Source organism: Kitasatospora acidiphila (genome assembly GCF_006636205.1).
GTDB classification, from domain to species: domain Bacteria; phylum Actinomycetota; class Actinomycetes; order Streptomycetales; family Streptomycetaceae; genus Kitasatospora; species Kitasatospora acidiphila.
Genome location: NZ_VIGB01000003.1, coordinates 6,249,896 through 6,274,589, shown reverse-complemented (window position 1 = coordinate 6,274,589; position 24,694 = coordinate 6,249,896). Strand labels below are relative to the sequence as shown.

20 protein-coding genes, 1 tRNA gene and 1 pseudogene are annotated in these 24,694 nt (G+C 72.2%); 9 read left to right on the top strand and 13 right to left on the bottom strand.

Going from position 1 to position 24,694, the window contains the following annotated elements; all coding sequences use genetic code 11:
- Positions 1-54: 54 nt before the first annotated feature.
- The 3 genes and pseudogenes from E6W39_RS29690 to E6W39_RS29680 all read right to left on the bottom strand — a co-directional run bounded on the left by E6W39_RS29690 (position 55) and on the right by E6W39_RS29680 (position 3,353).
- Positions 55-840: an SGNH/GDSL hydrolase family protein gene (locus E6W39_RS29690; protein ID WP_228718408.1), complete on the bottom strand. Its 786-nt coding sequence runs from the start codon at positions 838-840 to the stop codon at positions 55-57.
- A 112-nt stretch (positions 841-952) separates the two neighbouring features.
- On the bottom strand, positions 953-2,104 hold the full coding sequence (locus tag E6W39_RS29685; RefSeq protein WP_141636110.1) for a glycosyltransferase: 1,152 nt from the start codon (positions 2,102-2,104) through the stop codon (positions 953-955).
- A pseudogene (locus E6W39_RS29680) lies at positions 2,101-3,353 on the bottom strand (glycosyltransferase family 4 protein). Before E6W39_RS29680 ends, E6W39_RS29685 begins: the two are co-directional and overlap by 4 nt.
- Positions 3,354-3,638: 285 nt before the next feature.
- Between E6W39_RS29680 and E6W39_RS29675 the strand changes: the two are divergent.
- From E6W39_RS29675 to E6W39_RS29665, 3 genes are all read left to right on the top strand, one after another.
- Positions 3,639-6,470, top strand: a complete 2,832-nt coding sequence (locus E6W39_RS29675; protein ID WP_141638024.1) for a penicillin acylase family protein — start codon at positions 3,639-3,641, stop codon at positions 6,468-6,470.
- A 92-nt stretch (positions 6,471-6,562) separates the two neighbouring features.
- On the top strand, positions 6,563-7,267 hold the full coding sequence (locus E6W39_RS29670) for a DUF899 family protein (RefSeq protein ID WP_141636109.1): 705 nt from the start codon (positions 6,563-6,565) through the stop codon (positions 7,265-7,267).
- 128 nt (positions 7,268-7,395) lie between these two features.
- Positions 7,396-8,256: a class II glutamine amidotransferase gene (locus tag E6W39_RS29665; RefSeq protein ID WP_141636108.1), complete on the top strand. Its 861-nt coding sequence runs from the start codon at positions 7,396-7,398 to the stop codon at positions 8,254-8,256.
- A gap of 64 nt (positions 8,257-8,320) precedes the next feature.
- Here the strand turns inward: E6W39_RS29665 and E6W39_RS29660 are convergent.
- Positions 8,321-8,395: transfer RNA gene (locus E6W39_RS29660), tRNA-Val, on the bottom strand.
- Positions 8,396-8,550: 155 nt separating this feature from the next.
- Between E6W39_RS29660 and E6W39_RS29655 the strand changes: the two genes are divergently transcribed.
- The 3 genes from E6W39_RS29655 to E6W39_RS29650 are packed head-to-tail and all read left to right on the top strand — an operon-like array spanning position 8,551 to position 10,083.
- Complete coding sequence (locus E6W39_RS29655; RefSeq protein WP_323809103.1) at positions 8,551-9,543, top strand: coiled-coil domain-containing protein; 993 nt, start codon at positions 8,551-8,553, stop codon at positions 9,541-9,543.
- A gap of 5 nt (positions 9,544-9,548) precedes the next feature.
- Positions 9,549-9,812 carry a hypothetical protein gene (locus E6W39_RS43735; RefSeq protein ID WP_323809102.1) on the top strand — a complete coding sequence of 88 codons (264 nt, stop codon included), beginning with the start codon at positions 9,549-9,551 and terminating at the stop codon, positions 9,810-9,812.
- Positions 9,813-9,867: 55 nt separating this feature from the next.
- Positions 9,868-10,083: an FmdB family zinc ribbon protein gene (locus E6W39_RS29650; RefSeq protein WP_141636107.1), complete on the top strand. Its 216-nt coding sequence runs from the start codon at positions 9,868-9,870 to the stop codon at positions 10,081-10,083.
- Between the two features lie 36 nt (positions 10,084-10,119).
- Here the strand turns inward: E6W39_RS29650 and E6W39_RS44305 are convergent, their stop codons facing one another.
- From E6W39_RS44305 to E6W39_RS29640, 3 genes are read right to left on the bottom strand one after another with little or no spacing between them, the layout of a single operon-like run.
- A complete protein-coding gene (locus E6W39_RS44305) occupies positions 10,120-11,670 on the bottom strand; it encodes a cysteine protease StiP domain-containing protein (protein WP_407658499.1) in 1,551 nt (516 codons plus the stop codon).
- Positions 11,568-12,632: a phosphoribosyltransferase domain-containing protein gene (locus tag E6W39_RS44300; protein WP_407658498.1), complete on the bottom strand. Its 1,065-nt coding sequence runs from the start codon at positions 12,630-12,632 to the stop codon at positions 11,568-11,570. Before E6W39_RS44300 ends, E6W39_RS44305 begins: the two co-directional genes overlap by 103 nt.
- On the bottom strand, positions 12,625-13,713 hold the full coding sequence (locus E6W39_RS29640) for an HpcH/HpaI aldolase/citrate lyase family protein (protein WP_141636106.1): 1,089 nt from the start codon (positions 13,711-13,713) through the stop codon (positions 12,625-12,627). Before E6W39_RS29640 ends, E6W39_RS44300 begins: the two co-directional genes overlap by 8 nt.
- Before the next feature lie 372 nt (positions 13,714-14,085).
- Here E6W39_RS29640 and E6W39_RS29635 point away from each other — a divergent pair, with 372 nt between their 5' ends.
- Positions 14,086-15,141: a TerD family protein gene (locus E6W39_RS29635; protein WP_141636105.1), complete on the top strand. Its 1,056-nt coding sequence runs from the start codon at positions 14,086-14,088 to the stop codon at positions 15,139-15,141.
- A gap of 46 nt (positions 15,142-15,187) precedes the next feature.
- Here E6W39_RS29635 and E6W39_RS29630 read toward each other — a convergent pair whose 3' ends face one another.
- Positions 15,188-15,976, bottom strand: a complete 789-nt coding sequence (locus tag E6W39_RS29630) for a Tellurium resistance (protein ID WP_228718407.1) — start codon at positions 15,974-15,976, stop codon at positions 15,188-15,190.
- A 229-nt stretch (positions 15,977-16,205) separates the two neighbouring features.
- Here E6W39_RS29630 and E6W39_RS29625 point away from each other — a divergent pair, with 229 nt between their 5' ends.
- The gene (locus tag E6W39_RS29625; protein WP_141636104.1) at positions 16,206-17,300 is read left to right on the top strand and encodes a DUF2637 domain-containing protein; all 1,095 of its coding nucleotides are present in this window, start codon (positions 16,206-16,208) and stop codon (positions 17,298-17,300) included.
- Positions 17,301-17,447: 147 nt separating this feature from the next.
- Here E6W39_RS29625 and E6W39_RS29620 read toward each other — a convergent pair whose 3' ends face one another.
- The 5 genes from E6W39_RS29620 to E6W39_RS29600 all read right to left on the bottom strand — a co-directional run bounded on the left by E6W39_RS29620 (position 17,448) and on the right by E6W39_RS29600 (position 21,416).
- Complete coding sequence (locus E6W39_RS29620) at positions 17,448-18,557, bottom strand: DUF475 domain-containing protein (protein WP_141636103.1); 1,110 nt, start codon at positions 18,555-18,557, stop codon at positions 17,448-17,450.
- A gap of 50 nt (positions 18,558-18,607) precedes the next feature.
- Positions 18,608-19,192 carry a TerD family protein gene (locus E6W39_RS29615; RefSeq protein WP_141636102.1) on the bottom strand — a complete coding sequence of 195 codons (585 nt, stop codon included), beginning with the start codon at positions 19,190-19,192 and terminating at the stop codon, positions 18,608-18,610.
- 270 nt (positions 19,193-19,462) lie between these two features.
- Positions 19,463-20,038 (bottom strand): TerD family protein, encoded by a 576-nt coding sequence (locus E6W39_RS29610; protein ID WP_141636101.1) that lies wholly within the window; start codon positions 20,036-20,038, stop codon positions 19,463-19,465.
- Between the two features lie 208 nt (positions 20,039-20,246).
- Positions 20,247-20,705, bottom strand: coding sequence for a peroxiredoxin (locus E6W39_RS29605; RefSeq protein WP_141636100.1), 459 nt, complete (start codon positions 20,703-20,705; stop codon positions 20,247-20,249).
- Positions 20,706-20,981: 276 nt separating this feature from the next.
- Positions 20,982-21,416, bottom strand: coding sequence for a DUF3052 domain-containing protein (locus E6W39_RS29600; protein ID WP_141636099.1), 435 nt, complete (start codon positions 21,414-21,416; stop codon positions 20,982-20,984).
- A 474-nt stretch (positions 21,417-21,890) separates the two neighbouring features.
- On the opposite strand from E6W39_RS29600, the gene aceE reads away from it, so the two are divergent.
- Complete coding sequence (aceE, locus tag E6W39_RS29595) at positions 21,891-24,641, top strand: pyruvate dehydrogenase (acetyl-transferring), homodimeric type (RefSeq protein WP_141636098.1); 2,751 nt, start codon at positions 21,891-21,893, stop codon at positions 24,639-24,641.
- Positions 24,642-24,694: the final 53 nt, after the last annotated feature.

The following is a 24,694-nucleotide window of genomic DNA, read 5'->3' as shown; positions in this document are numbered from 1 at the left end:
CTCGACGACGACGGCGGAGAGCATACTGCCCGGCGGCCGGCACCGCTGGGAATTTCAGCCCCGCCCCGGGCCGCCGGGCACCCCCGCCGTCGCCGCCCGGGCCGCCGCCTCGGCGCGGGCGTCCAACTCGGTGCCCCGGCCGCGGAGTTGCTGCACGGTTTCGGCGGCCGCCAGGGCCAGCAGGCCGGGCAACAGGTCGACGCCGCGCCGCGCCAGCCACGCTGTTCCCCGGGTGGCCAGCCACCACAGGTCGGCGCAGCGGCCGGGGGCCGGTGGGGCCAGCACCGCGGCGGGTGGCGGGCCCACCGGGTGACCGGCGGCGGCGAGGCAGGCGTGGAACTCGCGGGCGATCAGCAGGTGCCCGGCGGGGCTGGGGTGCAGGCGGTCGGCGCTGAGCAGCGGCCGGTCGCGCAGCCAGGGCAGCTCGGCCAGGTGCAGATGGATCGCGTCATGACGGCGGGAGAGCTCGTGCACCACGGTGTTGACGGCCGCCATCCGGCGGGCGAGCGGGCGGGCCAGCGGTCCGGGCAGCCGGAGCAGTCGGCCCGGGTCGGGCAGGCACGCGGTGAGCAACACTGCTCCAGCGGCGGCGAGTTCGCGTAGTGCGGTGTCGAGGTCGGTGGCGGTGCGGGCGATGTCGAAGTCGGCCCGCAGGGTGTCGTTGCCGCCCGCCACAACCGCCACCAGGTGCGGCCGCATGGCCAGCGCGGCGGGGAGTTGCCGGCTGACCAGGTCGGCGCTGCGGGCGCCGCTGACCGCCAGGTTGCGGTGCAGCACGTGGGCCGGGTCGGCCGCCAACGCGGGTGCCAGCAGTGCCGGCCAGCCCCGCCAGCCGGGCATGGCGGGCCGGCGGGGGCGCCGACCCCCTCGGTGACGGAGTCGCCCAGGGCGGCGAAGCGGACGATCTCAACCGGGGCGGCCGCGATCGCGGGCGCGGAGTGGGTGGGTGCGGTCATGTCATGCTCCCGACGCTGCGTGCTCTGCTCCGTTCGTGGATGGCCAGGAACGCCGCGACCGCTGCGTCCCAGCTGTACTGCTCGGCCCGGGCCCGGGCCTCGGTGCGCCGCCGGTCCTCGGGGCGGGCCAGCAACTCCCGTACCGCTGCGGCGAATCCTGGTCCGGTGTCGGCGGCCACCGCGCCCGCGTCGGCCACGATGCCGGGCAGCGCCGAGGAACGGCTGACCGCCACCGGGGTGCCGCAGGCCAGCGCCTCCAGCGCGGCCAGCCCGAAGGTCTCGATCGGCCCGGGCGCCAGCACCACATCGGCCGAGGCCAACAGGGCGCTGAGCTCGGCCCGTTCGGCGATGTGGCCGAGGAACCGCACGGGCAGCCCCTCGCGCCCGGCGCGCCGTTGCAGCCGTTCCCGCAGCGGGCCGGTGCCGGCCACCACCAGGACGGCGTCCAGCCCGGTGCGGCGCAGCTCGGCCAGCGCGTCCAGCGCCCGCCCCGGCCGTTTCTCCGCCGAGAGCCGCGAGCAGAGCATCAGCATGGTCTGACCATCCGTCACATAGCGCTGCCGCACGGCCGGGTCGTGCCGCCATGGGTGCAGTCGGTCCAGATCCACGCCGAGCGGCGCCTGCACCAGGTGCTGGACGCCGAGTCGGCGGAACTCGTCGGCGGCCCAGTCGGTGGTGCAGATCACGGTGTCATATGCGTGCGCGGTGCGGGAGTTGAGGCGGTCGGCGAGGGCCCGGGCGGCAGGCTCGGGCAGGCCCCGGGTGCGGAGCAGGCCGGTGGCGCTCTCGTGCGAGACCATCGCCGCGGGCACCCCGTTGCGCCGGGCCCAACTGCCGGTCCAGCGCAGCGTGGTGCGGTCGGAGACCTCCAGTCGGTCGGGGGCCAGCCGGTGCAGCAGCCGGGCGACGGCCATCCGGTCGGTGAGCAGCCGGTAGCCGCCGCTGGCCGGCAGCACCGGGCCCGGGAGGGTCACCACCCGGCCCTGTTCGGTGAGTTCGTCGCGGTGCTCGGGGCCGGGCACCACCAGCACCGGTTCATGCCCGGCGGCCAGGTAGCCGGCGCCGAGGTGGCGCAGCGCGGTGCGCAGGCCGCCGGACACCGGGGTGACGAAGTTGGCCAGCCGGACGATGCGCAGTGAGGAGCTCATACCGCCTGCTCCTCGACGGGAGCCGGGTGCTCGATCGGAGCGACCGGAGCGGGGAACTCCTCGACGGGCTGCGCGGGAGCCGCCGGCACCGCGTCGTAGCGCACCGGCGTGCCGCGGTGCTCCGCCAGCGCCTCCGCGTAGTGCCGCAGCAGCAGGTCCCCCATCGCCTCCCAGGTGCGGGCGGTGACGTCGCCCCGGCCGGCCTGCCCGTAGGCGGCGCGGCGCTGCGGGTCGGCGGCGAGTTCGGCGACCGCCTCGGTGACGGCGCGCTGGTCGCGCGGGGCGACCAGCAGGCCGGTGCGGCGGTGCCCGATCAGGTCGAGCGGCCCGCCGGCGGCCGGGCCGACCACCGCGACGCCGCTGGCCATCGCCTCCTGGATGGTCTGGCAGAAGGTCTCCAGCGGACCGGTGTGCACGAACAGGTCGAGGCTGGCGTAGCAGCGGGCCAGTTCCTCGCCGGTGCGCCGCCCCAGGAACACCGCACCGGGCAGCAGTTCGCGCAGCGCGCCGGCGCTCGGCCCGTCGCCGATCACCACCAGCCGGACACCGGGCAGGGCGGCCACTCCGGCGAGCAGGTCGACCCGCTTCTCGGGGGCCAGCCGGCCGACGTAGCCGACCAGCACCTCGCCACCGGGGGCGAGCGCCCGGCGCAGCGCCTGGTCGCGGTGGCGGGGGTGGAAGCGCAGCGAGTCGACGCCGCGCGGCCACAGGTGGACGCGCGGGACGCCGTGCGCGGTGAGGTCCTGGGCGGCGGGGGTGGAGGGCGCCAGGGTGCGGGTGGCGGCCCGGTGGATGGTGCGGATCCGTTGCCAGGCGGCGGCCGCGCCGAGGCCGCCGCCGATCCGGTACGCCTGGGCGTAGCCGGCCAGGTCGGTCTGGTAGACGGCCACGCTGGGCAGGCCGAGCCGGGCGGCCTGCGCCATGCCTCGGGCGCCGAGGATGAACGGGCTGGCCAGGTGGACCAGGTCGGGCCGGTGGGCGGCCAGTGCCGCGCCCAGCCGGGAGCTGGGCAGGGCGAGCCGCACCTGCGGATAGCCGGGCAGCGGGACTGAGGGGATCCGCACCACCGGCAGGTCGGCGGCCTCGGGGCCGAAGGTGTGCTCGGGGCTGCTGGAGCCGCGGGCCGGGGCCGGGGTGATGACCAGGGCTGGTGGCCGCGCCGCACCAGGTGCTCGGCGGTGCGCAGCACGCTGTGGGCGACGCCGTTGACTTCCGGCGGAAAGGACTCGGTGACGATGGCGACTCGCATGCCTTGGTTGTTGCCGCCCTGGACGTGCGCTGGGCCAAAGGGATCTGTCGAACAGGCGAACTGCTGCCAGCGCTTTATCTCTCCCTTACAACCGGTACGACTGCCCTCCGCCGCGCCCGGCGCCGCCCCTCCCCCTCGAAGGCACCGCCCGCACCCCTCGAAGTCGTCAAGACATGACAAATAATCACACTGAATCCGCGCACAGCGGCTAGGCACCGAACAGAATCCGACTTACCGTCAGGTTTCCTTTCCTGCACAGCGAGGAGCCTGATCGTGCCCCCACGCATGCCCTTGCGGATCCGGCGACCACACGCCGGTGACCGTCGCTCCACCGGGATCAGAACCGCGCTCGCCGCCACTGTGGCCGCCGCTCTGCTGGCGGCCGTGCCGGGCGCCGTGACCGCCCAGGCCGCGACCGGCCACGCGACCGGCCGGGCCGCCGCCGCCAACGACTACTGCGCCGGCCAGTGCAACGACATCCTGCCGCCCGGCGAGAACGGCAACGCCACCCTTGCCGACATCCTCGCCAACAAGGTGTTCGGCACCAAACCGGCCCACACCGACGACCAGCTCGGCCCCTACTCCGCGCTCGCATCCGGCTACCCCGGCCTCACCAACGGCCAGTTGAACAACTTCTTCAACGACTCCTCGTTCGGCATCCCGGCCGGCCAGGTGACCAGCACCAGCAACCCGCGCCCGGACGTCACCATCCTGCGCGACAAGGTCGGCGTGCCGCACATCACCGGAACGACCAGGTACGGCACCGAGTTCGGGGCCGGCTACGCGGCCGCCCAGGACCGGCTCTGGGTGATGGACCTGTTCCGGCACGTCGGCCGGGGCGAGCTGTCCGGCTTCGCCGGCGGCGCGGCCGCCAACCGGCAGCTGGAGCAGAGCTTCTGGCAGGCCGCGCCCTACACCGAGGACGAACTCCAGGGGCAGATCGACGCGTTGGCCAACCAGAACGCCCGCACCAAGCAGGCCCTCGCCGACGCCCAGGCCTATGTCGACGGGATCAACCAGTACATCAACGAGTCCTACAACGGCCGCTACTTCCCGGGCGAGTACGACCTGACCGGGCAGGTCAACGCCATCACCAACGCCGGCTCGATACAGCCGTTCAAGCTGACCGACCTGGTCGCGCTGGCCTCGGTGATCGGCGCGCTGTTCGGCTCCGGCGGCGGTGGCGAACTGCAGTCGGCCGCGGTCAAGCAGGCCGCCGAGGCCCGCTACGGCACCGCGCTCGGCGACCAGTTGTGGCTCTCGCTGCGCGAGGCCAACGACCCGGAGGCGGTCACCACCCTGCACGACGGCCAGTCGTTCCCGTACGCGCTGCCGCCGAACAACCCGCAGGGCGTCGCGATGCCGGACCAGGGCTCGGTGGTGCCCGAGCAACTGATCTACAACGCCACCGGATCGGCCACCAGCAGCACCACGGCCGCCGCCGGCGTGCTGCCCGGCAATCTGCTGACCGCCAAGCACGGCATGTCCAACGCCCTGGTGGTGTCCGGCAAGTACACCTCCAGCGGACATCCCGTGGCGGTATTCGGCCCGCAGACCGGCTACTTCGCACCGCAGCTGCTGATGCTGGAGGAGCTGCAGGGCCCGGGGATCAGCGCCCGCGGCGCCGCCTTCGCCGGGCTGAGCTTCTACGTCGAGCTGGGCCGCGGCCAGGACTACGCGTGGAGCGCCACCTCGGCCGGGCAGGACATCACCGACACCTACGCCGTGCCGCTCTGCACCACCGACGGCTCCCCGGTGACGCTGGCCGCCGAGTCCTACCTCTACCACGGGGTCTGCACCCCGTTCGACAAGCTGGTGCAGAACGACTCCTGGTCGCCGACCACCGCCGACTCCACCCCGGCCGGCTCCTACTCACTGGTGATGTACCGCTCCGACTACGGCCTGGTGACGGCCCGCGGCACGGTCGGCGGGCAGCCGGTGGCGTTCACCTCGCTGCGTTCCAGCTACAAGCACGAGGTCGACTCGATCGTCGGGTTCCAGATGCTCAACGACCCGTCCGTGGTGCAGGGTCCGGCCGGTTTCCAGCAGGCGGTGCAGAACATCAACTACACCTTCAACTGGTTCTACGCCGACTCCCAGCACACCGCCTACTACAACTCCGGGAACAACCCGGTGCGGGCGCCCGGAGTCGACCCCGGCCTGCCGGTCATGGCCCAAGCCGCTTACGAGTGGCAGGGGTTCGACCCTGCCACCAACACCGCCCGGTACACCCCGCCGTCCCAGCACCCGCAGTCCGTCGACCAGGACTACTACGTCTCCTGGAACAACAAGCAGGCCGCGGACTACGGTGCGGCCGGGTTCGGCGACGGCTCGGTGCACCGGGCCAATCTGCTGGACTCCCGGGTCAAGGCGCTGGTCGCCAAGGGCGGGGTGACCCGGGCCTCGCTCACCCAGGCGATGGAGGACGCCGCGGTCACCGACCTGCGTGGTGAGGACGTGCTGCCCGAACTGCTCCAGGTGATTGGCAGCTCTCCGGTGACCGATCCCCAGCTCGCTTCGGTCGTCCAGGAGTTGACCTCCTGGCAGGCATCCGGCAGCAAGCGGGTGGAGACCTCCGCGGGCAGCCACGCCTACACCGACGCCACCGCGATCCAGGTGATGGACGCCTGGTGGCCGCTGCTCGCCGACGGCGTCATGCACCCCGGCCTCGGCGACCAGGCCTACACCGCGCTGACCGGCGCCCTGCAGATCAACGAGTCGCCCTCGGGCGGGCAGACCGGGTCCACCAGCGGCTCGGTGAGCGCCAACGAGTCGATCCCGCACAAGGGTTCGTCGTTCCAGTACGGCTGGTGGAGCTACCTGGACAAGGACCTGCGCTCGGTGCTCGGTCACCCGGTGGCCGGTCCGCTGGCCCAGCAGTTCTGCGGCGGCGGGCAGTTGGCGGCCTGCCGGACGGTGCTGCTGAACACCCTGCAGCAGGCCGCCGCCGAGAGCGCGTCCCAGGTCTACCCGGGCGACGGCAACTGCTCGGCGGGTGACCAGTGGTGCGCCGACGGGATCATCCAGCGCCCGTTGGGTGGGGTCACCGACGCGACCACCACCTGGCAGAACCGGCCGACCTACCAGCAGGTGGTGGAGTTCCCGAGCCACCGCTGAGCCATCCGGCGGGTGGTGCGGGGCCGCGCCCCGCACCACCCGTCCGGCACACCCCGGTTGCCCGGCCCACCGCCCCGGCCGACGCTGGCCGCATGTCCTCAGTCTCGCCGTTCCACCCGTATGCCACCCGGTTGCCCAACGAGAGCCCCGAGTACGCCGAGGCGCGTGAACAACTGCAGCGCGCCGAGATCGAGTTGATGCGGCAGCGCGAGGGGGTCGCGGAGCGGCGGCGGGCCCTGCCGACCGGTCCGGCGGTGACCGACTACATCTTCCTGGAGGGCCCGGCCCACCTCGACCAGGGCGACCTGCCGGTCCGTCCGGTCCAGCTGTCCTCGCTCTTCACCGAACCCGGACGCCCCCTGCTGGTCTACCAGTTCATGTACGGCAAGAAGCAGGTCGACCCTTGCCCGATGTGCACCCTGTGGATCGACGGCTTCAACGGCGTGGTCGGCCATGTGCAGCGCCGGGCCGACTTCGTGGTGATCGCCGCCGCCGACCCGGAGCAGCTGCGGGAGCACGCCCGGCGGCGGCGCTGGGACCGGCTGCGGCTGCTCAGCTGCGGGGCCGGCTCGTTCAAGTACGACCTGGGCAGCGAGGACGAGGCGGGCAACCAGGACTCGACGATCTCGGTGTTCACCAAGGACCCCGACGGCACCATCCGCCACCAGTACTCGACCCGCCCCAGGATGGACTCCGACATCGACCAGCGCGGCATCGACCTGCTCTCGCCGGTCTGGAACCTGCTGGACCTCACCCCGCAGGGGCGCGGCGACTGGTTCCCGGGGCTGGACTACTGAGCAAGCGCTTGCTCGCCGCCCACTCGCCGAGCGTCGACGCGCCCCCGCCGACACACCGTCCTACCGTGGAAGGGACGGCATGCCTCGACGCCGCGCGCCTCGCAGTGCCGGCAAGGTGGTGAGAACCCATGTGCCGATGGCTGGCCTACTCCGGGACACCCATCCTGCTCGACGAACTGATCTACAAGCCCGAACACTCCCTGATCGACCAGAGCCGCCACTCCCGTCTCGGCGCCGAGACGACCAACGGCGACGGCTTCGGCGTCGGCTGGTACACCGACCCGGCCGTCGGCCCACTCGATCCGGACGAGACGCCGGCGGTGTTCCACGGCGTCGGACCGGCCTGGAGCAACCGCAACCTGCACGACCTGGCCTCCCACGTCCGCTCGCACCTGTTCTTCGCCCACATCCGCGCCGCCACCGGCACGGGCACGGCGACCCAGGAGAGCAACTGCCACCCGTTCCGCTACAAGCAGTGGCTGTGGATGCACAACGGCCTGATCAACCGCTTCCACGAGATCCGCCGGGAGCTCATGCTCGCGGTCGACCCCTCCCTCTTCCCCTCGATCGAGGGCACCACCGACTCGGAGACCATGTTCTACCTCGCCCTCACCCTCGGCATGGAGAACGACGTCCCAGGCGCGGTGGAACGCATGATCGGCCTGGTGGAGGCCACCGCCGCCCGCCACGGCATACCCAATGCCATCAACATGACGGTGGCCGTGTCCGACGGCGACCGGCTGTGGGCCTTCCGCTACTCCACCGAGCGCGCCACGCGATCGCTCTTCTACAGCACGGACGTCGATTCGCTGCGCGCCCTGCACCCCGAGGTCGGCACCCTGCGCCTGGTCTCCGACGAGACCCGCATCGTGGTCTCCGAACCGCTCGGCGCCCTCTCCGGTGCCTGGAACCCCGTCCCCGAGTGCAGCTACGGCTGCATCCGGGACGGCCAGGACGAGATGCACGAACTGGTCCCGCAGGCGGCCTGACCCACGACCGCAGCAGCCCGCCAACGGCGAAGCCCCGGACCGCGACCGGTCCGGGGCTTCCCTCTGGTGGGCGCGGACGGTTTCGAACCGCCGACATCTGCTTTGTAAGAGCAGCGCTCTACCACTGAGCTACGCACCCCTGCCGCCGGGCGGCACCCTGAGGGGCCGTGCGGCGAGAGGTAAGAGTACCTAATCCGCGGCCTGGCGTCCTGCTGGATATGGCGGTACGAAGGGTGGGCGGGGCGATCGGGGAGAATGAGGGGTCCGGTCGGCGGGTTGAGCAGGGGGTGCTGGGTGAGCGGGTCGTTCGGCAGTGGCGGTGGGCGCGGCTCCTGGTGGCGGCGCGGCAACGACACCCAGCGGGACGAGGCGGTGGCCGCGCGGGATGCGGCGCAGCTGGCCTTCTACGACCTGGAGGCCGCCCAGCGGGAGGCGGAGCTCGCGGTGGAGACGGTGCGGGCGGCCGAGGACTCGGCGATGGTGCGGCAGGCGCTGGCCGACTACCGGGGTCTGACCGAGCGGATCAACCAGGTCACGCTGGGCTACTTCGCCGCGCTGGACACGGCCGACCTGGAGGCCGCCGAGCTGCCGCCGGGGGCCGTCGCCGAGGCCCGGCAGCGCCTGGGGCACGCCCAGCAGCAGTTGACCGCCACGCAGGCCGAACTGACCGCCTACCTCGCCCGGCTGCAGCCGCTGGTGCAGCACGCCGAGGACCAGCTGGCCCGGGTCGCCCCGGCGGTGGAGCAGGCCAAGCGGGAACTGCTGGGCGCCACCACCGCGCTGGACGCCGTGCGGGCCGCCGGGTTGACCGCCACCGAGTCGGCGGCCCGGTTGGCCGCGCTGGCGCCGGAGCTGACCAAGCTCAACGAGGGCGTCACCCGGCACGGCATCAAGGACACCCTGCGGCGCGCCGCGGAGGTCCGGCGGCAGGCGGCTCAGATCCGGGCCGAGGCCGAGCAGTTGCCCGAGCAGGCCGCCGGGATCGACCGCCGGCTGGCCAGCCTGCGCACCCGGATCGACGCGCTGCGCACCAGATCGGCGGTGGTCGAGCCGACCCTCAGCGAGCTGCGCCGGGGGTTCGCCTCGGCCTGCTGGCAGGACCTGCAGCGGGTGCCGCAGCAACTGGACGAGGCCGTGCGGGCCGCCGAGGCCCGGCTCGCCGAAGCCGCCCGGGCCCGTGACGAGCAGCGCTGGCGGAGGCGACGGCCGCGCTCGGCACGGTTCGCGCGCTGCTGGACACCGCCGACGGCTCGGCGCAGGCGGTCGCGGACCGGCTGCGCCGGCTGACCGCGGTGGCGAGCGAGCCGACGGCCGAGGTGGAGCGGGCCCGGTTCGCGCTGCGGGACGCCCAGCGCCTGGCGATGGCCGGCCGCAGCACCCCGGACCCGCGCCACGCCGGGCCGTTGGACGCCGCGGTGCTGCGGGTGGACCGCGCGGTGGCCGCGCTGTCGGCGGCCGGGCGGCACCCCGACTACTGGCTGTTCCTCACCGAGCTGGACGGCGCCCGGCAGGCGGCCGCCGAGGTGGTCGCGCTGATCCGCGCGGACGCCCACTAGCCGGGTGCTGCCGCAGCACCCGGCGGCGGGGTGCCCCCGCGGGTACGCTGCGGTCATGCCACGTTATGACTTCCGCTGCCGCACCTGTGGTGCCACCTTCGAACTGCGCCGCCCGATGGCGCAGGCCAACGCTCCGGCGGTCTGCCCGCAGGGCCACCCGGACACCACCAAGCTGCTCTCCACGGTCGCCATCACCTCTCCGGGCGGCACGGGCGCGCCGCAGTCCTCGGGCGGTGGCGGCGGCTGCTGCGGTGGCGGCTGCTGCGGCTGAGCCCGCGCACCCGGCGCGGCGGGAGGCCCCCTGCGGTCACCTCCCGCCGTTCGCCAGCGGCCGGATCAACCCGACGCACGAGTACGGCAGCTCGGCCACCTCCTCCACCGGAACGTCCCGCTCCTCGGCCAGCAGCCGCAGGTGCTCCAGCTCGGCGCCCGCGCCGGCCCGCACCAGCACCCGCCAGGGCACCCGGCGCAGCAGCACCCGGGTGGTCTCCCCCACGCCGGGCTTGACCAGGTTGACGTCGGCCAGCCCGTACCGCTCGCTGATCCGCTCGACGGCCGCCCAACCGGCCCAGTCCGGCTCCCGGCCGTCGCCCGCCCGAGCCAGCAAGTCCGCTGCGGCCAGGGCTTCTTGACGGACCGTCGGAAACCATTCGCAGACCGCGTCGACGAACCGTGCGGAGACGTCGTGCGGGGCCAACTCCCGGTAGTGCTTGGCGCCGTGGAAGTCCCCGGGGCCGATCAGGTCGGCGCGGAGCACGGTGCGTGAAACCAGCCCGGAGACCGTCGAGTTGAGGCAGGCCGACGGGATCAGGAAGTCCTCCCGGGTGCCGTAGGTGCGCACGCACCGGCCGGGGTCGGCCAGTACGGCCAGCGCGGGGTCGAACGGGGTGCCGGCCAGCGCGGCCGTGAGCTCCCGGGTGATCGCGCCCTTGCCGGTCCAGCCGTCCACGAAGGCCACCTGCCGCGGCTCGTGGTGGTGGGCGAGGTAGCGCAGTGCCACCCGGTCGACGCCCCGACCGCGCAGGATCGACACCGCGTAGTGCGGCACCGTCAGACCGTGCGTCAGGGCCAGCCAGCGCCGCACCAGCAGGCCCACCGGCGTGCCGGCCCGGGCCAGCGAGGCCAGCACCAGGCTGCTGCCGCGCTCCCGGAGCAGGGTCTCGGCGACCACGCCGACGGCCACCGCGAGCCGGCGGGCCGAGGCGGCCAGCGCCTGCCGGAACAGCTCCTGGTAGCGGGGGCCGGGCTGGTACTCCACTGGCAGCGACTGGGCGTAGTGCGCCCGCCCGGACTGCGTCGCGGCCTCGCGCTCGGCGGTCGGCGTCTCCAGGGCGGCGCCGGAGAGGTCGGTCAGCAGCCAGCGCACCTCGCTCGCCGAGTAGGAGGAGAAGTCGGGGCCGCCGAGGGGGCGCGGCAGCGCCCCGACCGTGGGCAGCACGGCCAGCACCACCCGGTCGGTGGTCGCGCGCAGCCGGGCCGGCAGGCCGTCCGGTGCGTGCAGTGCGGGGGTGTCGGCGGTCGCGTCGACCACCAGGACCACGGCGTCGAACCGGCTGGCCCGGCGCCGGCCGGGTGCCACGTTGTAGGCGTACCGCTCGCCCTCGCCCTCGGGTGCCGGGAAATCCACCACGGTGCGGATCGGGTAGCCGTCGGCGTCCACCGCGTGCACCGGTGAGCGGGTGGTGCTGGAGAACCGGACCTCCGCTTGGGGCAGGGCCCCGGCCAGCGCCTCGGCCAGCCGCAGCGGCGCGTACATCAGCTCCTCGCTGCCGAGCACCAGGATCCGCCGTTCGTCGCCGCGCAGCCGGCCGGCCAGGGTGTCCGCCAGCGCGGGCAGCGCCGCGGTGAGCCGGCGCACCTCGTCGGGCGTGCAGCCGTGCCGCGCACCCTCCGGCACCCCGAGTGGCCAGTCGAGCTCCAGGCGCACCAGGTCGGCGCGCTCAGCAGCCGGCGCGCCGGTCGCACCCTCGCCCGCACCACCGGGGCGCCCCGCACCACTGCAGCCGCCCGTGCCTCCGCTCCGGCCCGTGCCACCACTGCAGCCGCCCGCACCACCACGTCGGCCGGCAGCCGGATCTCGCCGCGAGCCAGGGCGACCGCGGTCACCGAGGCCCCGAGCCCGGCGGCGAACTCCGCGAGGCGCGCCCGGTCCCGCACGGTGCGCAGATCGACCAGCGCGGCCAGTACGTACCGCCGGCGCGGCCACCGGCGATGCAGCGCGGCGATGGTGTTCAACACCGTACGGCCGGTCGAAAGTTCGTCGTCGACGAGAACCAACGCGCCGTCGGCCGCCAGCAGTTCGGGATCACGTGGCAGCAGCAGGTGCGAGGTGGCGTGCGAGTGCTCCTCCTCGAAGTCGGCCACCGAGGTGTAGGCGGGCACCGCGCGCCGGGTGGAGTGCAGGTGGACAGCTCCCAACTCGTCGGCCACGCACTGCCCGAGCGCGGTGGCGGTCTCCGCGTAGCTCAGCACCACGGCCGGCTCCGCCCCGAGCACGGCCCGCACCTCGGCGCCCAGCCGCCGCCCGGCGCCGAGCACCACCGAGGGGTGCTGCGGAACGTGCTTGCCCAGCACCCGGGAGACCAGCAGCTGGGCGCGCGCCGGGTTGCCGCGCCGGATCGCCATCCCCACCAGGTCCCGCAGGCCGGGCGAGTCGGACAGCTCGATGCCGACCTGCTCGGCCACCCAGGAACCGCCCCAGGCCTCGCCCTCCGGCCGGCCGGCCACCACCTCGCCCTCCGGCCCGCCGGCCACCACCTCACCCACCAGCCCGCCGGCCACCACCTCACCCACCTGCCCGCCGGCCACCACCTCACCCACCCCGCACCGCCGACAGCAGCTCCGCGAACCCGACCCCGGCCCGGGCCACCCCGAAGGCCGCCGCCCGCCTCAGCACCCGCTCGGCCCACCGCCGGTGCGGCCCGGCCTCGTTCATCTTGTTGCGGTAGTCGGAGGCCGAGACCCCGCCGGCCTCACGGCGCAGGATGTCCGAGGCGTCGCGGTACTCCTCGTGGCTGACCACCGTGCGGGCGTGCACCACCGGCAGCTGGCTGGGGTGCACGCAGGTCTTGCCCAGCAGCCCGTTGGCCAGGTCGAGTTCGAGCTCGCGCCGCAGGCCGTCCAGCTCGGGGCCGCCGCCGGGCAGCGGGAAGTACTCCCAGACCGGCCCGGTCAGGGTGAAGCCGGTGCCGTCGGTCCGGCCGAGGACGTTGACCACGTCGCCGATCGCGCTGGCGACCAACGGCAGCTCGTAGGCGGTCAGTTCGGGTGAGCGGCGCAGTCCGTAGGCGGCGCACAGGTCGGTGACGCCCAGCCGGACGGCCAGCACTCGCTCCCGGTGCTTGGCCAGCACCTCGGCCACGCCCAGCAGTTCGGATCTGCGTCGCTCGAGGTGGGCCAGTTCCGGCGATTCCAGCACGGGCATCCCGAACAGCCGCTGCCCCAGGGCGGCTTCGGCCTCGGCCAGCCGCTCCAGGTAGCCCGGGCCGGTGGCCTCGGTGAACTTGGGCAGCACATAGCCGCTGAGCAGCCGGGCGGCGGCCCCGAGCCGCCGGGTCAGGTCGCCGATCTGCTCGGCGGTGCGGACCCGGACGAAGAGCAGCGGCAGGTCGTCCTCGGGGCCGGCGGCAAGCCGGGCCAGTTGGGTCAGCAGGTTGGCCTCGGCCGCGCGGACCTGGGAGTCGGCTATCGCGTCCTCCAGGCAGAGCACCATGGAGACGGCGCCGCGGGCCGCCTGGCGGCGGACGTCGGCGGCGAGCGCGGGCCGGGTGGCGGGGCAGTAGAGGGTGGCGCCCAGGGCGGCGGCCAGCACGGGGGCGTCGCTTCGCCGATCGAACGACTGCGGCTCGAGATGGAAGAGCCGCCGGCGGACCTCCGCGCCCAGCTGGCCGAAATGGCGCAAAACAATCTCCCGTGACGGGGCCGGCACATGGCCGGCAGGGCATCGGAAAGCAGCGGCAGGGCAAGACCCGGGAACCACCCCCGGCAATGCGCCGAAAATCCCCCGCGATGCCGCGCGGGCAACGCCCGTTGCCGCAGCCCACCCTGTCGGTAGCGGCCTATCGTACGACCCGTCAGAGGCGGTTCCGGCGCGCACGGACCCGGAATTCGCTGAACTTTTCGACGCGCGATAAACGTTTAATCAGTTGCGATATCAGGCAAGTTTTTCGGCCACTCGGCGGCTCTCCGGACACGTACCGCCGTGCCCCGCGGCCCGGACACGCCCGTGCACCCGCGTTGTCCGGCGGTCGGGTGGGCAGGCAGGATGGCCGGTATGACGCACGTGATGGCGAAGGGTGCCAATATCTCGCTGGCCGCAGCCGCGGTCCGGGCCGTGCTGCGCTGGAGCGCGGTGCCGGACGCGCCGGACGTGGACGCTTCGGCTCTGCTGCTCGGCGCGGGCGGCAAGGTCCAGTCGGACGCCGACTTCGTCTTCTACAACCAGCCGCGCCACCCCTCCGGGGTGGTCCGCCACCTGCCCAAGCAGCGGGTGGCGGGCGCCGCGGAGATCGCCGACACCATCGAGGTCGACCTGGCCAAGCTCCCGGCCTGGGTCGACCGGGTGGTGGTCGCGGGCTCGGTGGAGCCGGGCACCTTCCACGAGGTCAGCGGGCTGCGGATGCTGCTCTACGACGCCGGCGGCGACCCGCTGGCCGAGTTCCAGGTGCGCGGCATCGAGGCGGTCACCGCGCTGGTCTGCGGCGAGCTCTACCGGCGGGACGGCGGCTGGAAGTTCCGCGCGGTCGGCCAGGGCTACGCGTCCGGCCTGAGCGGCCTGGCCACCGACTTCGGCATCACGGTGGACGAGGAGGCTCCCGTGCCGGGTGCGGCCGCGGAGCAGGCCGCCGAGCCCGGCACCCCGGCCGTGCCGCCACCGCCCGGCGCCCCGCCGGTCACCGCGCCGCACGGCGTCACCACCGCCCCCGCGCCCGCCGGTCAACCGCAGGCTGCTCACCCGCAGGCCGCCCAGCCCACCACCGGCCCGACCCTGCCGCCGCCCCCGGCGGCCCCGCCCACCGTGCCGACGCCACCCGCCGCGGCGCCCGCTCCCGCCCCGGTGGCCGCCGGGTACGGCTACCCGCCGAGCCAGCCGCCGCAGCAGCCGACCCAGTCCGGCTACGGCTATCCGCAGCAGCAGCCCGGCTACGGCTACCCTCAGACCATGCAGCCGCCGCAGACCCAGCCCCCGCACCCCGGTTACGGCTACCCGCCCGCGCCGCAGCAGGCGCCGGGGGTGCCCGGAGTGCCCGGGGTGCCGCCGCAGCCCGCGCCGGTGGTGGACCCCAACTTCGCGCTCCCGCCGCAGGGCCCGCAGTTCCAGCCGCGCTGACCGGCCCGGCGCACGGCGACCGGGCCGGCCGGGCCCGGCCGCAGGCTCAGCTGTCCTTGTAGCCGCGCTGCCACTGCATGCCGAAGCCGTACAGGCGGTCCAGGTCCGACTGGAAGCCGTGCACGTACCGCAGCTCCCGGCGGGCCATCAGCACGCCGCCCTGGTTCTCGATCAGCAGCACCGCACAGGACCGGGCGGCCGCCTCCCGGCGGTCGAGGTTGACCTCCAGGCGCGGCCCGGTCGGCGGGATGATCTGGATCACGGCATGGGTGTGGGCGAAGGCCGGCGTCCCGTCGTAGATGTAGACGAAGATCAGCAGCCGCTTGAACTCGTCCTTCTTCTCCAGGTTGATGAACATCGTCTCGCCGGACGGCGCACCGTACTGGTCGTCGCCGCTCAGCTTGATGTACGGCGGCTGGTTGAGGTCGCCGAAGAACTGGCCGAGCGGCTGCACCACGCCCCGGGCGCCGTTGGCGAGTTCATACATGCAGGCGAGGTCCAGGTCGACGTTCTGCGGCCCGACCGGCTGGCCGACCTCGGTCTCGTTGCGCAGCAGTTGGCGCGGCTGGAGCAGCTTGCGGCGCAGCTGCCCCTGCCCGCCGTCGACCTCGCGTGCCGTCCAGTGCAGGTTCACGTAGAGGTTGCCGGTCATCGCGCCCTCGCCCGTTATCGCGTGCGCGGGGCTGGACTTGGTCAGGGTGATCTTGCCGCCCTGGTTCAGCTGCACGTCGGACAGATGCCGTTCACCGCGCAGGAACTCCCAGACCGCACCCACAGCCGACCCCCAGCCCTCGGACCCGTCGTCACCTGCCGCGACGATCGTCTGACGCACCATTGTGCACCGGGTTCCCTACCCAGCAGTGGGACTGAGCCATCGTCGGATCCGACACCCCGTCACTCGGTTTGCATACCACCCGTCACGGTGATGGCGGTCCAACTCGTACTCCCGTACCATGCCGCCTTCTCGGACGCGATATCGTCATGGCGCACAGGTGTCCCCCGTCACCCGCGGGCACCTCTCCAACCTCCCCGCCCGACCGCGGAAAGCAGAGGCTCACACCCGCATGTCACTCTCCTCCATACAGGTCGTCTGGGCCGTCGTCGGCGGCGCGGCCCTGATCTTCACTGCAATCCTGGTGGCCACCCTGCGCTTCAAGGCCGCCAAGTCCGAGGAGAACACGGACTCGTGGGAGCGCAGCGAGGAGCGCCGCCGCCGCAAGGAGATGGTCTACGGGATCTCCTCCTACGTGCTGCTGTTCGTCTGTGCCGGCGTGGCCGCCGCGCTCTCGTTCCACGGCCTGGTCGGTTTCGGTACGCAGAACCTGGGCCTGAGCAACGGCTGGCAGTACCTGGTGCCGTTCGGCCTGGACGGTGCGGCCATGTTCTGCTCGGTGCTCGCGGTGCGGGAGGCCAGCCACGGTGACGCGGCGCTCGGCTCCCGCATGCTGGTGTGGCTCTTCGCGATCGCCTCGGCCTGGTTCAACTGGGTGCACGCCCCGCGCGGCGGCGACCACAACGGTGCCCCGCAGTTCTTCGCCGGCATGTCGATCTCGGCGGCGGTGCTCTTCGACCGGGCGCTGAAGCAGACCCGCCGGGCCGCGCTGCGCGAGCAGGGCCTGATTCCGCGCCCGCTGCCGCAGATCCGGATCGTCCGCTGGCTGCGGGCGCCGCGCGAGACCTACGCGGCCTGGTCGCTGATGCTGCTGGAGAACGTGCGCAGCCTGGACGAGGCGGTGGAGGAGGTCCGCGAGGAGCGGACCGCCAAGCTGGAGGCCCGTGCGGCGGCCCGCAGCGCCGACCGCCGGGAGCGGGCCGAGCTGAAGGCGATCGCCCGGACCGGCACCGGCCTGCCCCGGGGTCGCGGTGGCCGCCAGGTGCCCGCGCTGACCCGCGGCAGCGGCGACGCCCAGCCCGCTACGGAGCCTGCGCTAGCGGAGGCCGCTGACCCGATGGCCAAGGTCGGCCCGTCGGCGCTGGAGCCGGCGGCGCTCTCCGGCGGCCTGCGCGGCGAGGGCCGGAGCAGCCGGGACGGCGGTTGGGAGAGCCGGGAGGCCATCGACCTGACCCCGGACGACGACACGCTGTCGCTGCCCAAGCTGGACTCGCCGTTCGACTCGCTGGAGCGCAAGCTGCGCGCCATGGAGAAGAAGCTCGGCTGACCCTTCCGACCCGGGCCGACCAGGCCTGGGCCCCGACGGGCCGAACCGGCCCCGCACCCGAGCCGAGCGGGCCGAACCGGCCCCGAACGCACCGGAGCCCCGCACCTGATCACCAGGTGCGGGGCTCCTCGCTTGCCGGCCGCCCGATCAGTGCCTCGCCGCCACCGAGGGCTGGTCCGCCGCCGCGAGCTCAGGGTCCTCCGGCTGCCGCCGGTTGCGCAGCACCGAGGAGATGAGCGCGGCACCGATGAAGGCCACGCCGATCAGGCCGGTGACGATCTCCGGGATCTTGTGCGCGATGGAGACCAGCAGGATCCCGGCCAGCGCCCCGATCGCGTAGTGCGCGCCGTGCTCCAGGTAGACGTAGTCGTCCAGGGTGCCCTTGCGGACCAGGAAGACCGTCAGCGAGCGGATGTACAGCGCGCCGATGCCCAGGCCCAGCGTGATCTGGAAGATGTTGTCCGAAACGGCGAAGGCGCCGACCACGCCGTCGAACGAGAACGACGCGTCCAGCACCTCGAGGTAGAGGAACAGGAAGAAGGCCGCCTTGCCGGCCACCTGCACGAGCGAACGCCCGGCCCGCTGGTCTTCCTCCTCGCCCTCCTCATCGGCCTCCATCGACGACTCGAAGAGCCCGGAGAGGCCGTTCACCGCCAGGTAGGTCGCCAGGCCCAGCACCCCGGCGAGCAGCACCGTCTCGGCCCGGTCGCCGGCGAAGAAGCGGGCGGCGAGCACCAGGGCGACCAGCGCGAGCACCGTGGAGACCGAGGCCAGCCGACCGATCCTCTCCAGCGGGCGCTCGATGAACCGCAGCCAGTGGTAGTCCTTCTCCTCCAGCACGAAGTCCAGGAAGATCATCAGCAGGAAGATCCCACCGAACGCGGCGATCGCCGGGTTGGCCGCCTCCAGGTGCTGAGCGTAGGTCAGCCCGTGGTACGTGTGGTCGCTGTGCAGGGCGAGGTCCAGCACCGTGCCGGGCCCGATCTTCGCGGTCAGCCCCACCACCAGCAGCGGGAACAGCAGGCGCATGCCGAAGACCGCGATCAGCACGCCGACCGTCAGGAAGATCTTCTGCCAGAACGGGTTCATCCGCTTCAGGACCGTGGCGTTGACCACCGCGTTGTCGAAGGAGAGCGAGATCTCCAGGATCGCCAAGATCAGCACTACGCCGAACCCGGTCGGTCCCCAGACCAGCCCTGCCCCGATCAGTGCGGCGATCGTGGCCGCGAACGGCCATCCGAAGGTTCGGAGGAACACGCTATGACTACCTTTCGGTGACAGATCACATCATCTCTTTGACGCAATCTTTACTGTACGTTGACCCCGAAATCCAAGGCGATCCCTCGCAATCCCGACGCGTAGCCCTGACCGACGGCACGGAACTTCCACTCGCCCTGGTAGCGGTAGAGCTCCCCGAAGATCATCGCGGTCTCGCTGGACGCGTCCTCGGTGAGGTCGTAGCGCGCGATCTCCTCGGCGGTCTGCAGGTTGACCACCCGGATGTAGGCGTTGCGGACCTGGCCGAAGCTCTGCGTCCGGGCGTCGGCGTCGTAGATCGAGACCGGGAAGACCACCTTGTCCACCTGCGCGGGCACCAGGTCGAGGTTGACCACCACGACCTCCTCGTCCCCGTCCTCGCCCTCGACCCCGCCGACCAGGTTGTCGCCCATGTGCTCGACGGAACCCTCGGGGCTCTTGAGGTTGTTGTAGAAGACGAAGTACTCGTCGCCGAGCACCCGGCCGCCGGAGCAGAGCAGCGCGCTGGCGTCCAGGTCGAAGGGCGCGCCGGTGGTCGACCTGGCGTCCCAGCCGAGGCCGATCTGCACCTGCGTCAGGTTCGGCGACGCCTTGCTCAGCGAGACGTTGCCGCCCTTGACGAGCGTGACACTCATGGTGGATTTTCCTCCCACTCCCTGGCGGTCCGCGCCACGATCGGACGTGTGCGGGCCGACTTCCATGTCTACGCCCACTCACGGTCGATCAGTCCTGGACCGCCCACTGAACATGCTGAACTTGGAACCTATCAAGCGGGTCGCGCCCGCTCCCGGCCACTGTTTCGGGTTCCCGCCCGGGCTGCTCCTGATCCGCCCTCAGGGCACGGGCAGTCAGAAACGCCGATGGCCCGCCACTCGGGCGGGCCATCGGGTGAATCCGGACGGGGATCAGACGTTCACCCCGAAGTCCTGGGCGATCCCGCGCAGGCCGGAGGCGTAGCCCTGGCCGATCGCGCGGAACTTCCACTCGGTGCCGTTGCGGTAGAGCTCACCGAAGACCATCGCGGTCTCGGTGGAGGCGTCCTCGGAGAGGTCGTAACGGGCGATCTCCTGGCCGCCGAGCTGGTTGACCACCCGGATGTAGGCGTTGCGGACCTGGCCGAAGTTCTGGCTGCGGACATCGGCGTCGTAGATCGACACCGGGAAGACGATCTTCGACACGGCGGGCGGCACGGTCGACAGGTCGACCTTGATGACCTCGTCGTCGCCCTCGCCGTCACCGGTCAGGTTGTCGCCGGCGTGCTCGACCGAGCCGTCCGGGCTCTTGAGGTTGTTGAAGAAGACGAAGTCGCTGTCCTTGCCCACCTTGCCCTGCTCGTTGCAGAGCAGCGCGCTGGCGTCCAGGTCGAAGTCGGCACCGGTAGTGGTCCGGGCGTCCCACCCCAGGCCGACCAGGACGGCCGTCAGGCCCGGCACCTCCTTGGTCAGCGAGACGTTGCCGCCCTTGCTCAGGCTCACACCCACAGGTCCTCCATGAAGCTGTCGTCGTTCGGGTCGCGTCTCGTTGTGCCGTGCGGGCTCTCTGAATCGCCCAACGGGCCGATCGTAGTGCCGGTTCCCGTCACGGGAGTTGGCGCCACGAGGGTCGGCGGGCGGCCCGGCCGGACCGCCGCCGGAGCGCGGCGGCCCGGTGCGCCGGGAGGTCCCGCCGCGCCGGGCCCTGGCGCTGCGCTCAGAGCGCGTCGACCGCCGTCAGGTACTCCTTGGTGTCGCGGGCGTCCGGCAGGCCGTTGACGACCGTCCAGCGCACCACGCCGGCCTTGTCGATCACGAAGGTGCCGCGCACCGCGCAGCCCTTCTCCTCGTCGAAGACGCCGTAGGCCCGGGAGACGGTGCCGTGCGGCCAGAAGTCCGACAGCAGCGGGTACTCCAGGCCCTGCTGCTCGGCGAAGACCCGCAGGCTGAACGGCGAGTCGTTGGAGACCGCCAGCACCTGCACGTCGTCGTTCTGCAGCCGCGGCAGCTCGTTCTGGATCTCGCAGACCTCGCCGGTGCAGACACCGGTGAAGGCGAACGGGTAGAAGACCAGGACGACGTTCTTCTCGCCCCGGAAGTCGGAGAGCTTGACCAGCTCGCCGTGCTGGTTCTTGAGCTCGAAGTCCGGAGCCTGGGTGCCGACCTCGATGGCCATGGTGAGGACCTTTCGTCACGGGTCTCGGTAGGGTCCCGCGGGTCACGGTGGATCCCGCAGGGTGGCGGCGGCGCTACGGCCGGTCGCGGGGCTCATCCTCGCATCCGGCGGACCGGTTTCGGCCTAACGGGTGAGTCCTGAAGGCACCCGCGAGACAGTTTCGCCGGAGGCGAACAGCTGTTAAGGGCAGCGCCCGGGGCGAACAGTCCGGGAACGCACACGGCCCCCACTGGAGGGGACTCCAACGGGGGCCGGATCACCAGCTGCCGGGACGGCTCAGCGCTTGGACTTCGCGGCCTTCGGCGTGGCCAGGCGGGTGCCCGCCCACTCGGCGGCGACGCTGATCGAGCTGGTCTGGGAGAGACCCGCGGTCTGCGCGGCCTCGGCGATCTCGTGGGCCTCGATGTGGCCGTCGCGCCCCTTCTTGGGCGTCAGCAGCCAGATCAGACCGCCTTCGACCAGGTACTCCTGGGCGTCGACGAGGGCATCGGTCAGATCCCCGTCATCATCGCGGTGCCACAGCAGGACGCCGTCGGCGACGTCGTCGTAGTCCTCGTCGGCGAGCTCCTCCCCAGTGATCTCCTCGATGCCCTCGCGGAGAACCTGGTCGGTGTCATCGTCGAACCCGAGCTCCTGGATGACCTGACCGGGCTCGAAGCCCAGCTTGAGGGCCGGGTTGGACTTGTCCGCGGGGTCCGCGGTCGCGCTCACGGGAATAACCTCCAGTATTTCGGCCCGGCGTCGATGCCAGGGCTGTGGCCGTAGTCCACACGTGCGCGGCGGTTCGCGCAAGTACCCGACCCCCGATCCCACCCAAAGGTTGACGTGTCGTCCCAAGACACGCCGTAACCTGTGCCGGGAATCACACCGATTTGCCCTTTTGCGGACCGTTCGCCCATGCTGCGGATGCCTGGCGGCGGATGGCCGAGATCCGGTCACCGCGCCCGCCATACGAACGGCATTCGAGTGCATGCCGATCACGGGCGTAAAGTCTTCTGTTGGCCCTCACTCCGGCGGACCCACGGTGGACCGCCGGCCGCACGCCACCTGACCGGGTTCCCCATGGCAGATAACCAGCAGGGACGATGGTTACCGATCGGTAGAGATGACGGATCTCCGAACGCGGTAGCACGATGGAGGCGGCGCGACAACACCAGAGAATTCGTCCGACAGTGAAGGAACAGCGTGGCTTCCGGATCAGATCGCAACCCGATCATCATTGGCGGCCTTCCGAGTCAGGTCCCGGACTTCGATCCCGAGGAGACCGCGGAATGGCTGGAGTCGCTTGACGCGGCCATCGACGAGCGGGGACGTGAGCGCGCCCGCTACCTGATGCTCCGCCTGATCGAGCGTGCCCGCGAGAAGCGCGTGGCCGTGCCCGAGATGCGCAGCACGGACTACGTCAACACGATCGCCACCAAGGACGAGCCGTTCTTCCCCGGCAACGAGGAGATCGAGCGCAAGGTCCTCAACGCGACCCGCTGGAACGCGGCCGTCATGGTTTCGCGCGCCCAGCGGCCCGGCATCGGCGTCGGCGGCCACATCGCCACCTTCGCCTCCTCCGCGTCGCTCTACGACGTCGGCTTCAACTACTTCTTCCGCGGCAAGGACGCCGAGGGCGAGTCCGGCGACCAGATCTTCTTCCAGGGCCACGCCTCCCCGGGCATCTACGCCCGCGCCTTCCTGCTGGACCGACTCTCCGAGCAGCAGCTCGACGCGTTCCGCCAGGAGAAGTCCAAGGCCCCGTACGGCCTGTCCAGCTACCCGCACCCGCGGCTGATGCCGGACTTCTGGGAGTTCCCGACCGTCTCCATGGGCCTCGGCCCGCTGGGTGCGATCTACCAGGCCCGGATGAACCGCTACCTGGAGCACCGCGGCATCAAGGACACCTCTCAGTCGCACGTCTACGCCTTCCTCGGTGACGGCGAGATGGACGAGCCGGAGTCGCTCGGCCAGCTGTCGCTCGCCGCGCGCGAGGGCCTGGACAACCTGACCTTCGTGGTCAACTGCAACCTGCAGCGCCTGGACGGCCCGGTCCGCGGCAACGGCAAGATCATCCAGGAGCTGGAGTCGCAGTTCCGCGGCGCCGGCTGGAACGTCATCAAGCTGATCTGGGACCGCACCTGGGACCCGCTGCTGGCCCAGGACCGCGACGGCGTCCTGGTCAACAAGATGAACACCACCCCGGACGGCCAGTTCCAGACCTACGCGACCGAGACCGGCGCGTACATCCGCGAGCACTTCTTCGGTGACGACCTGCGCCTGCGCGCGATGGTCGAGAACATGACCGACCAGCAGATCCAGCACCTGGGTCGTGGCGGCCACGACCACAAGAAGGTCTACGCGGCCTTCAAGGCGGCCCGCGAGCACAAGGGCCAGCCGACCGTGATCCTGGCCCAGACCGTCAAGGGCTGGACCCTGGGTCCGAACTTCGAGGGCCGCAACGCGACCCACCAGATGAAGAAGCTGACCGTCGAGGACCTCAAGCGGTTCCGCGACCGGCTGCACATCCCGATCACCGACAAGCAGCTGGAGGAGGGCTACCCGCCCTACTACCACCCGGGCCGCGACTCGGAGGAGATCCAGTACATGCACGACCGCCGGCAGGAGCTCGGCGGCTACGTGCCGACCCGCAAGGTGCGCCCGCGCCAGCTGGTGCTGCCCGGCGACGACGCGTACAAGGCGGTCAAGAAGGGCTCCGGCCAGCAGACCATCGCCACCACGATGGCCTTCGTCCGGCTGCTCAAGGACCTGATGCGGGACAAGGGCATCGGCAACCGCTTCGTGCCGATCGCGCCGGACGAGTACCGCACCTTCGGCATGGACTCGCTCTTCCCGTCGGCCAAGATCTACAACCCGCTCGGCCAGACCTACGAGTCGGTCGACCGCGAGCTGCTGCTGGCCTACAAGGAGTCGCCGACCGGCCAGATGCTGCACGACGGCATCTCCGAGGCCGGCAGCACCGCCTCGCTGATCGCCGCCGGTTCGTCCTACGCGACGCACGGCGAGCCGCTGATCCCGGTCTACGTCTTCTACTCGATGTTCGGGTTCCAGCGCACCGGCGACCAGTTCTGGCAGATGGCCGACCAGCTGGCCCGCGGCTTCGTCATCGGCGCCACCGCCGGCCGCACCACGCTGACCGGTGAGGGCCTGCAGCACGCCGACGGCCACTCGCACCTGCTGGCGTCCACCAACCCGGGCGTGGTGGCCTACGACCCGGCCTACGGGTTCGAGATCGCCCACATCGTCCAGGACGGTCTGCGCCGGATGTACGGCTCCACCGCCGAGCACCCGCACGGCGAGGACGTCTTCTACTACATGACGGTCTACAACGAGCCGATCCAGATGCCGGCCGAGCCCGAGGACGTCGACGTCGAGGGCATCCTCAAGGGCCTCCACAAGTACCAGGCCGGCACCGCCGGCCAGATCCCGGCGCAGATCCTCGCCTCGGGTGTCGCGGTGCCGTGGGCGCTGGAGGCGCAGCGGATCCTCGCCGAGGAGTGGAACGTCAAGGCGGACGTCTGGTCGGCCACCTCCTGGAACGAGCTGCGCCGCGACGCGGTCGCCACCGAGGAGTTCAACCTGCTCCACCCGGAGGAGCCTCAGCGGGTGCCGTACGTCACCCAGAAGCTACAGGGCGCCGAGGGCCCGTTCGTCGCGGTCTCCGACTGGATGCGCGCGGTGCCGGACCAGATCGCCCGCTGGGTGCCGGGCCAGTGGCAGTCGCTGGGCGCCGACGGCTTCGGCTTCGCCGACACCCGCGGTGCGGCCCGCCGGTTCTTCCACATCGACGCGCAGTCGGTGGTCCTGGGCGTGCTCACCGAGCTGGCCAAGCAGGGCAAGATCGAGCGCTCCGCGCTGAAGGAGACGATCGACCGCTACCAGCTGCTCGATGTCGCCGCCGCCCACCCGGGCGCAGCCGGCGGCGACGCCTGATCCCCGCCACCAGCACGTCTGAGGGCCGGCCCCCGCTTTCGGCGGGGAGCCGG

What these genes read in the sequence shown, in the direction of transcription:
- E6W39_RS29690 (WP_228718408.1), bottom strand. Translation starts at nt 840, where the DNA reads ATGCCCGGCTGGCGGGGCTGGCCGGCACTGCTGGCACCCGCGTTGGCG.
- E6W39_RS29685 (WP_141636110.1), bottom strand. Translation starts at nt 2,104, where the DNA reads ATGAGCTCCTCACTGCGCATCGTCCGGCTGGCCAACTTCGTCACCCCG.
- E6W39_RS29675 (WP_141638024.1), top strand. Translation starts at nt 3,639, where the DNA reads ATGCCCTTGCGGATCCGGCGACCACACGCCGGTGACCGTCGCTCCACC.
- E6W39_RS29670 (WP_141636109.1), top strand. Translation starts at nt 6,563, where the DNA reads ATGTCCTCAGTCTCGCCGTTCCACCCGTATGCCACCCGGTTGCCCAAC.
- E6W39_RS29665 (WP_141636108.1), top strand. Translation starts at nt 7,396, where the DNA reads ATGTGCCGATGGCTGGCCTACTCCGGGACACCCATCCTGCTCGACGAA.
- E6W39_RS29650 (WP_141636107.1), top strand. Translation starts at nt 9,868, where the DNA reads ATGCCACGTTATGACTTCCGCTGCCGCACCTGTGGTGCCACCTTCGAA.
- E6W39_RS29635 (WP_141636105.1), top strand. Translation starts at nt 14,086, where the DNA reads ATGACGCACGTGATGGCGAAGGGTGCCAATATCTCGCTGGCCGCAGCC.
- E6W39_RS29630 (WP_228718407.1), bottom strand. Translation starts at nt 15,976, where the DNA reads ATGGTGCGTCAGACGATCGTCGCGGCAGGTGACGACGGGTCCGAGGGC.
- E6W39_RS29625 (WP_141636104.1), top strand. Translation starts at nt 16,206, where the DNA reads ATGTCACTCTCCTCCATACAGGTCGTCTGGGCCGTCGTCGGCGGCGCG.
- E6W39_RS29615 (WP_141636102.1), bottom strand. Translation starts at nt 19,192, where the DNA reads ATGAGTGTCACGCTCGTCAAGGGCGGCAACGTCTCGCTGAGCAAGGCG.
- E6W39_RS29605 (WP_141636100.1), bottom strand. Translation starts at nt 20,705, where the DNA reads ATGGCCATCGAGGTCGGCACCCAGGCTCCGGACTTCGAGCTCAAGAAC.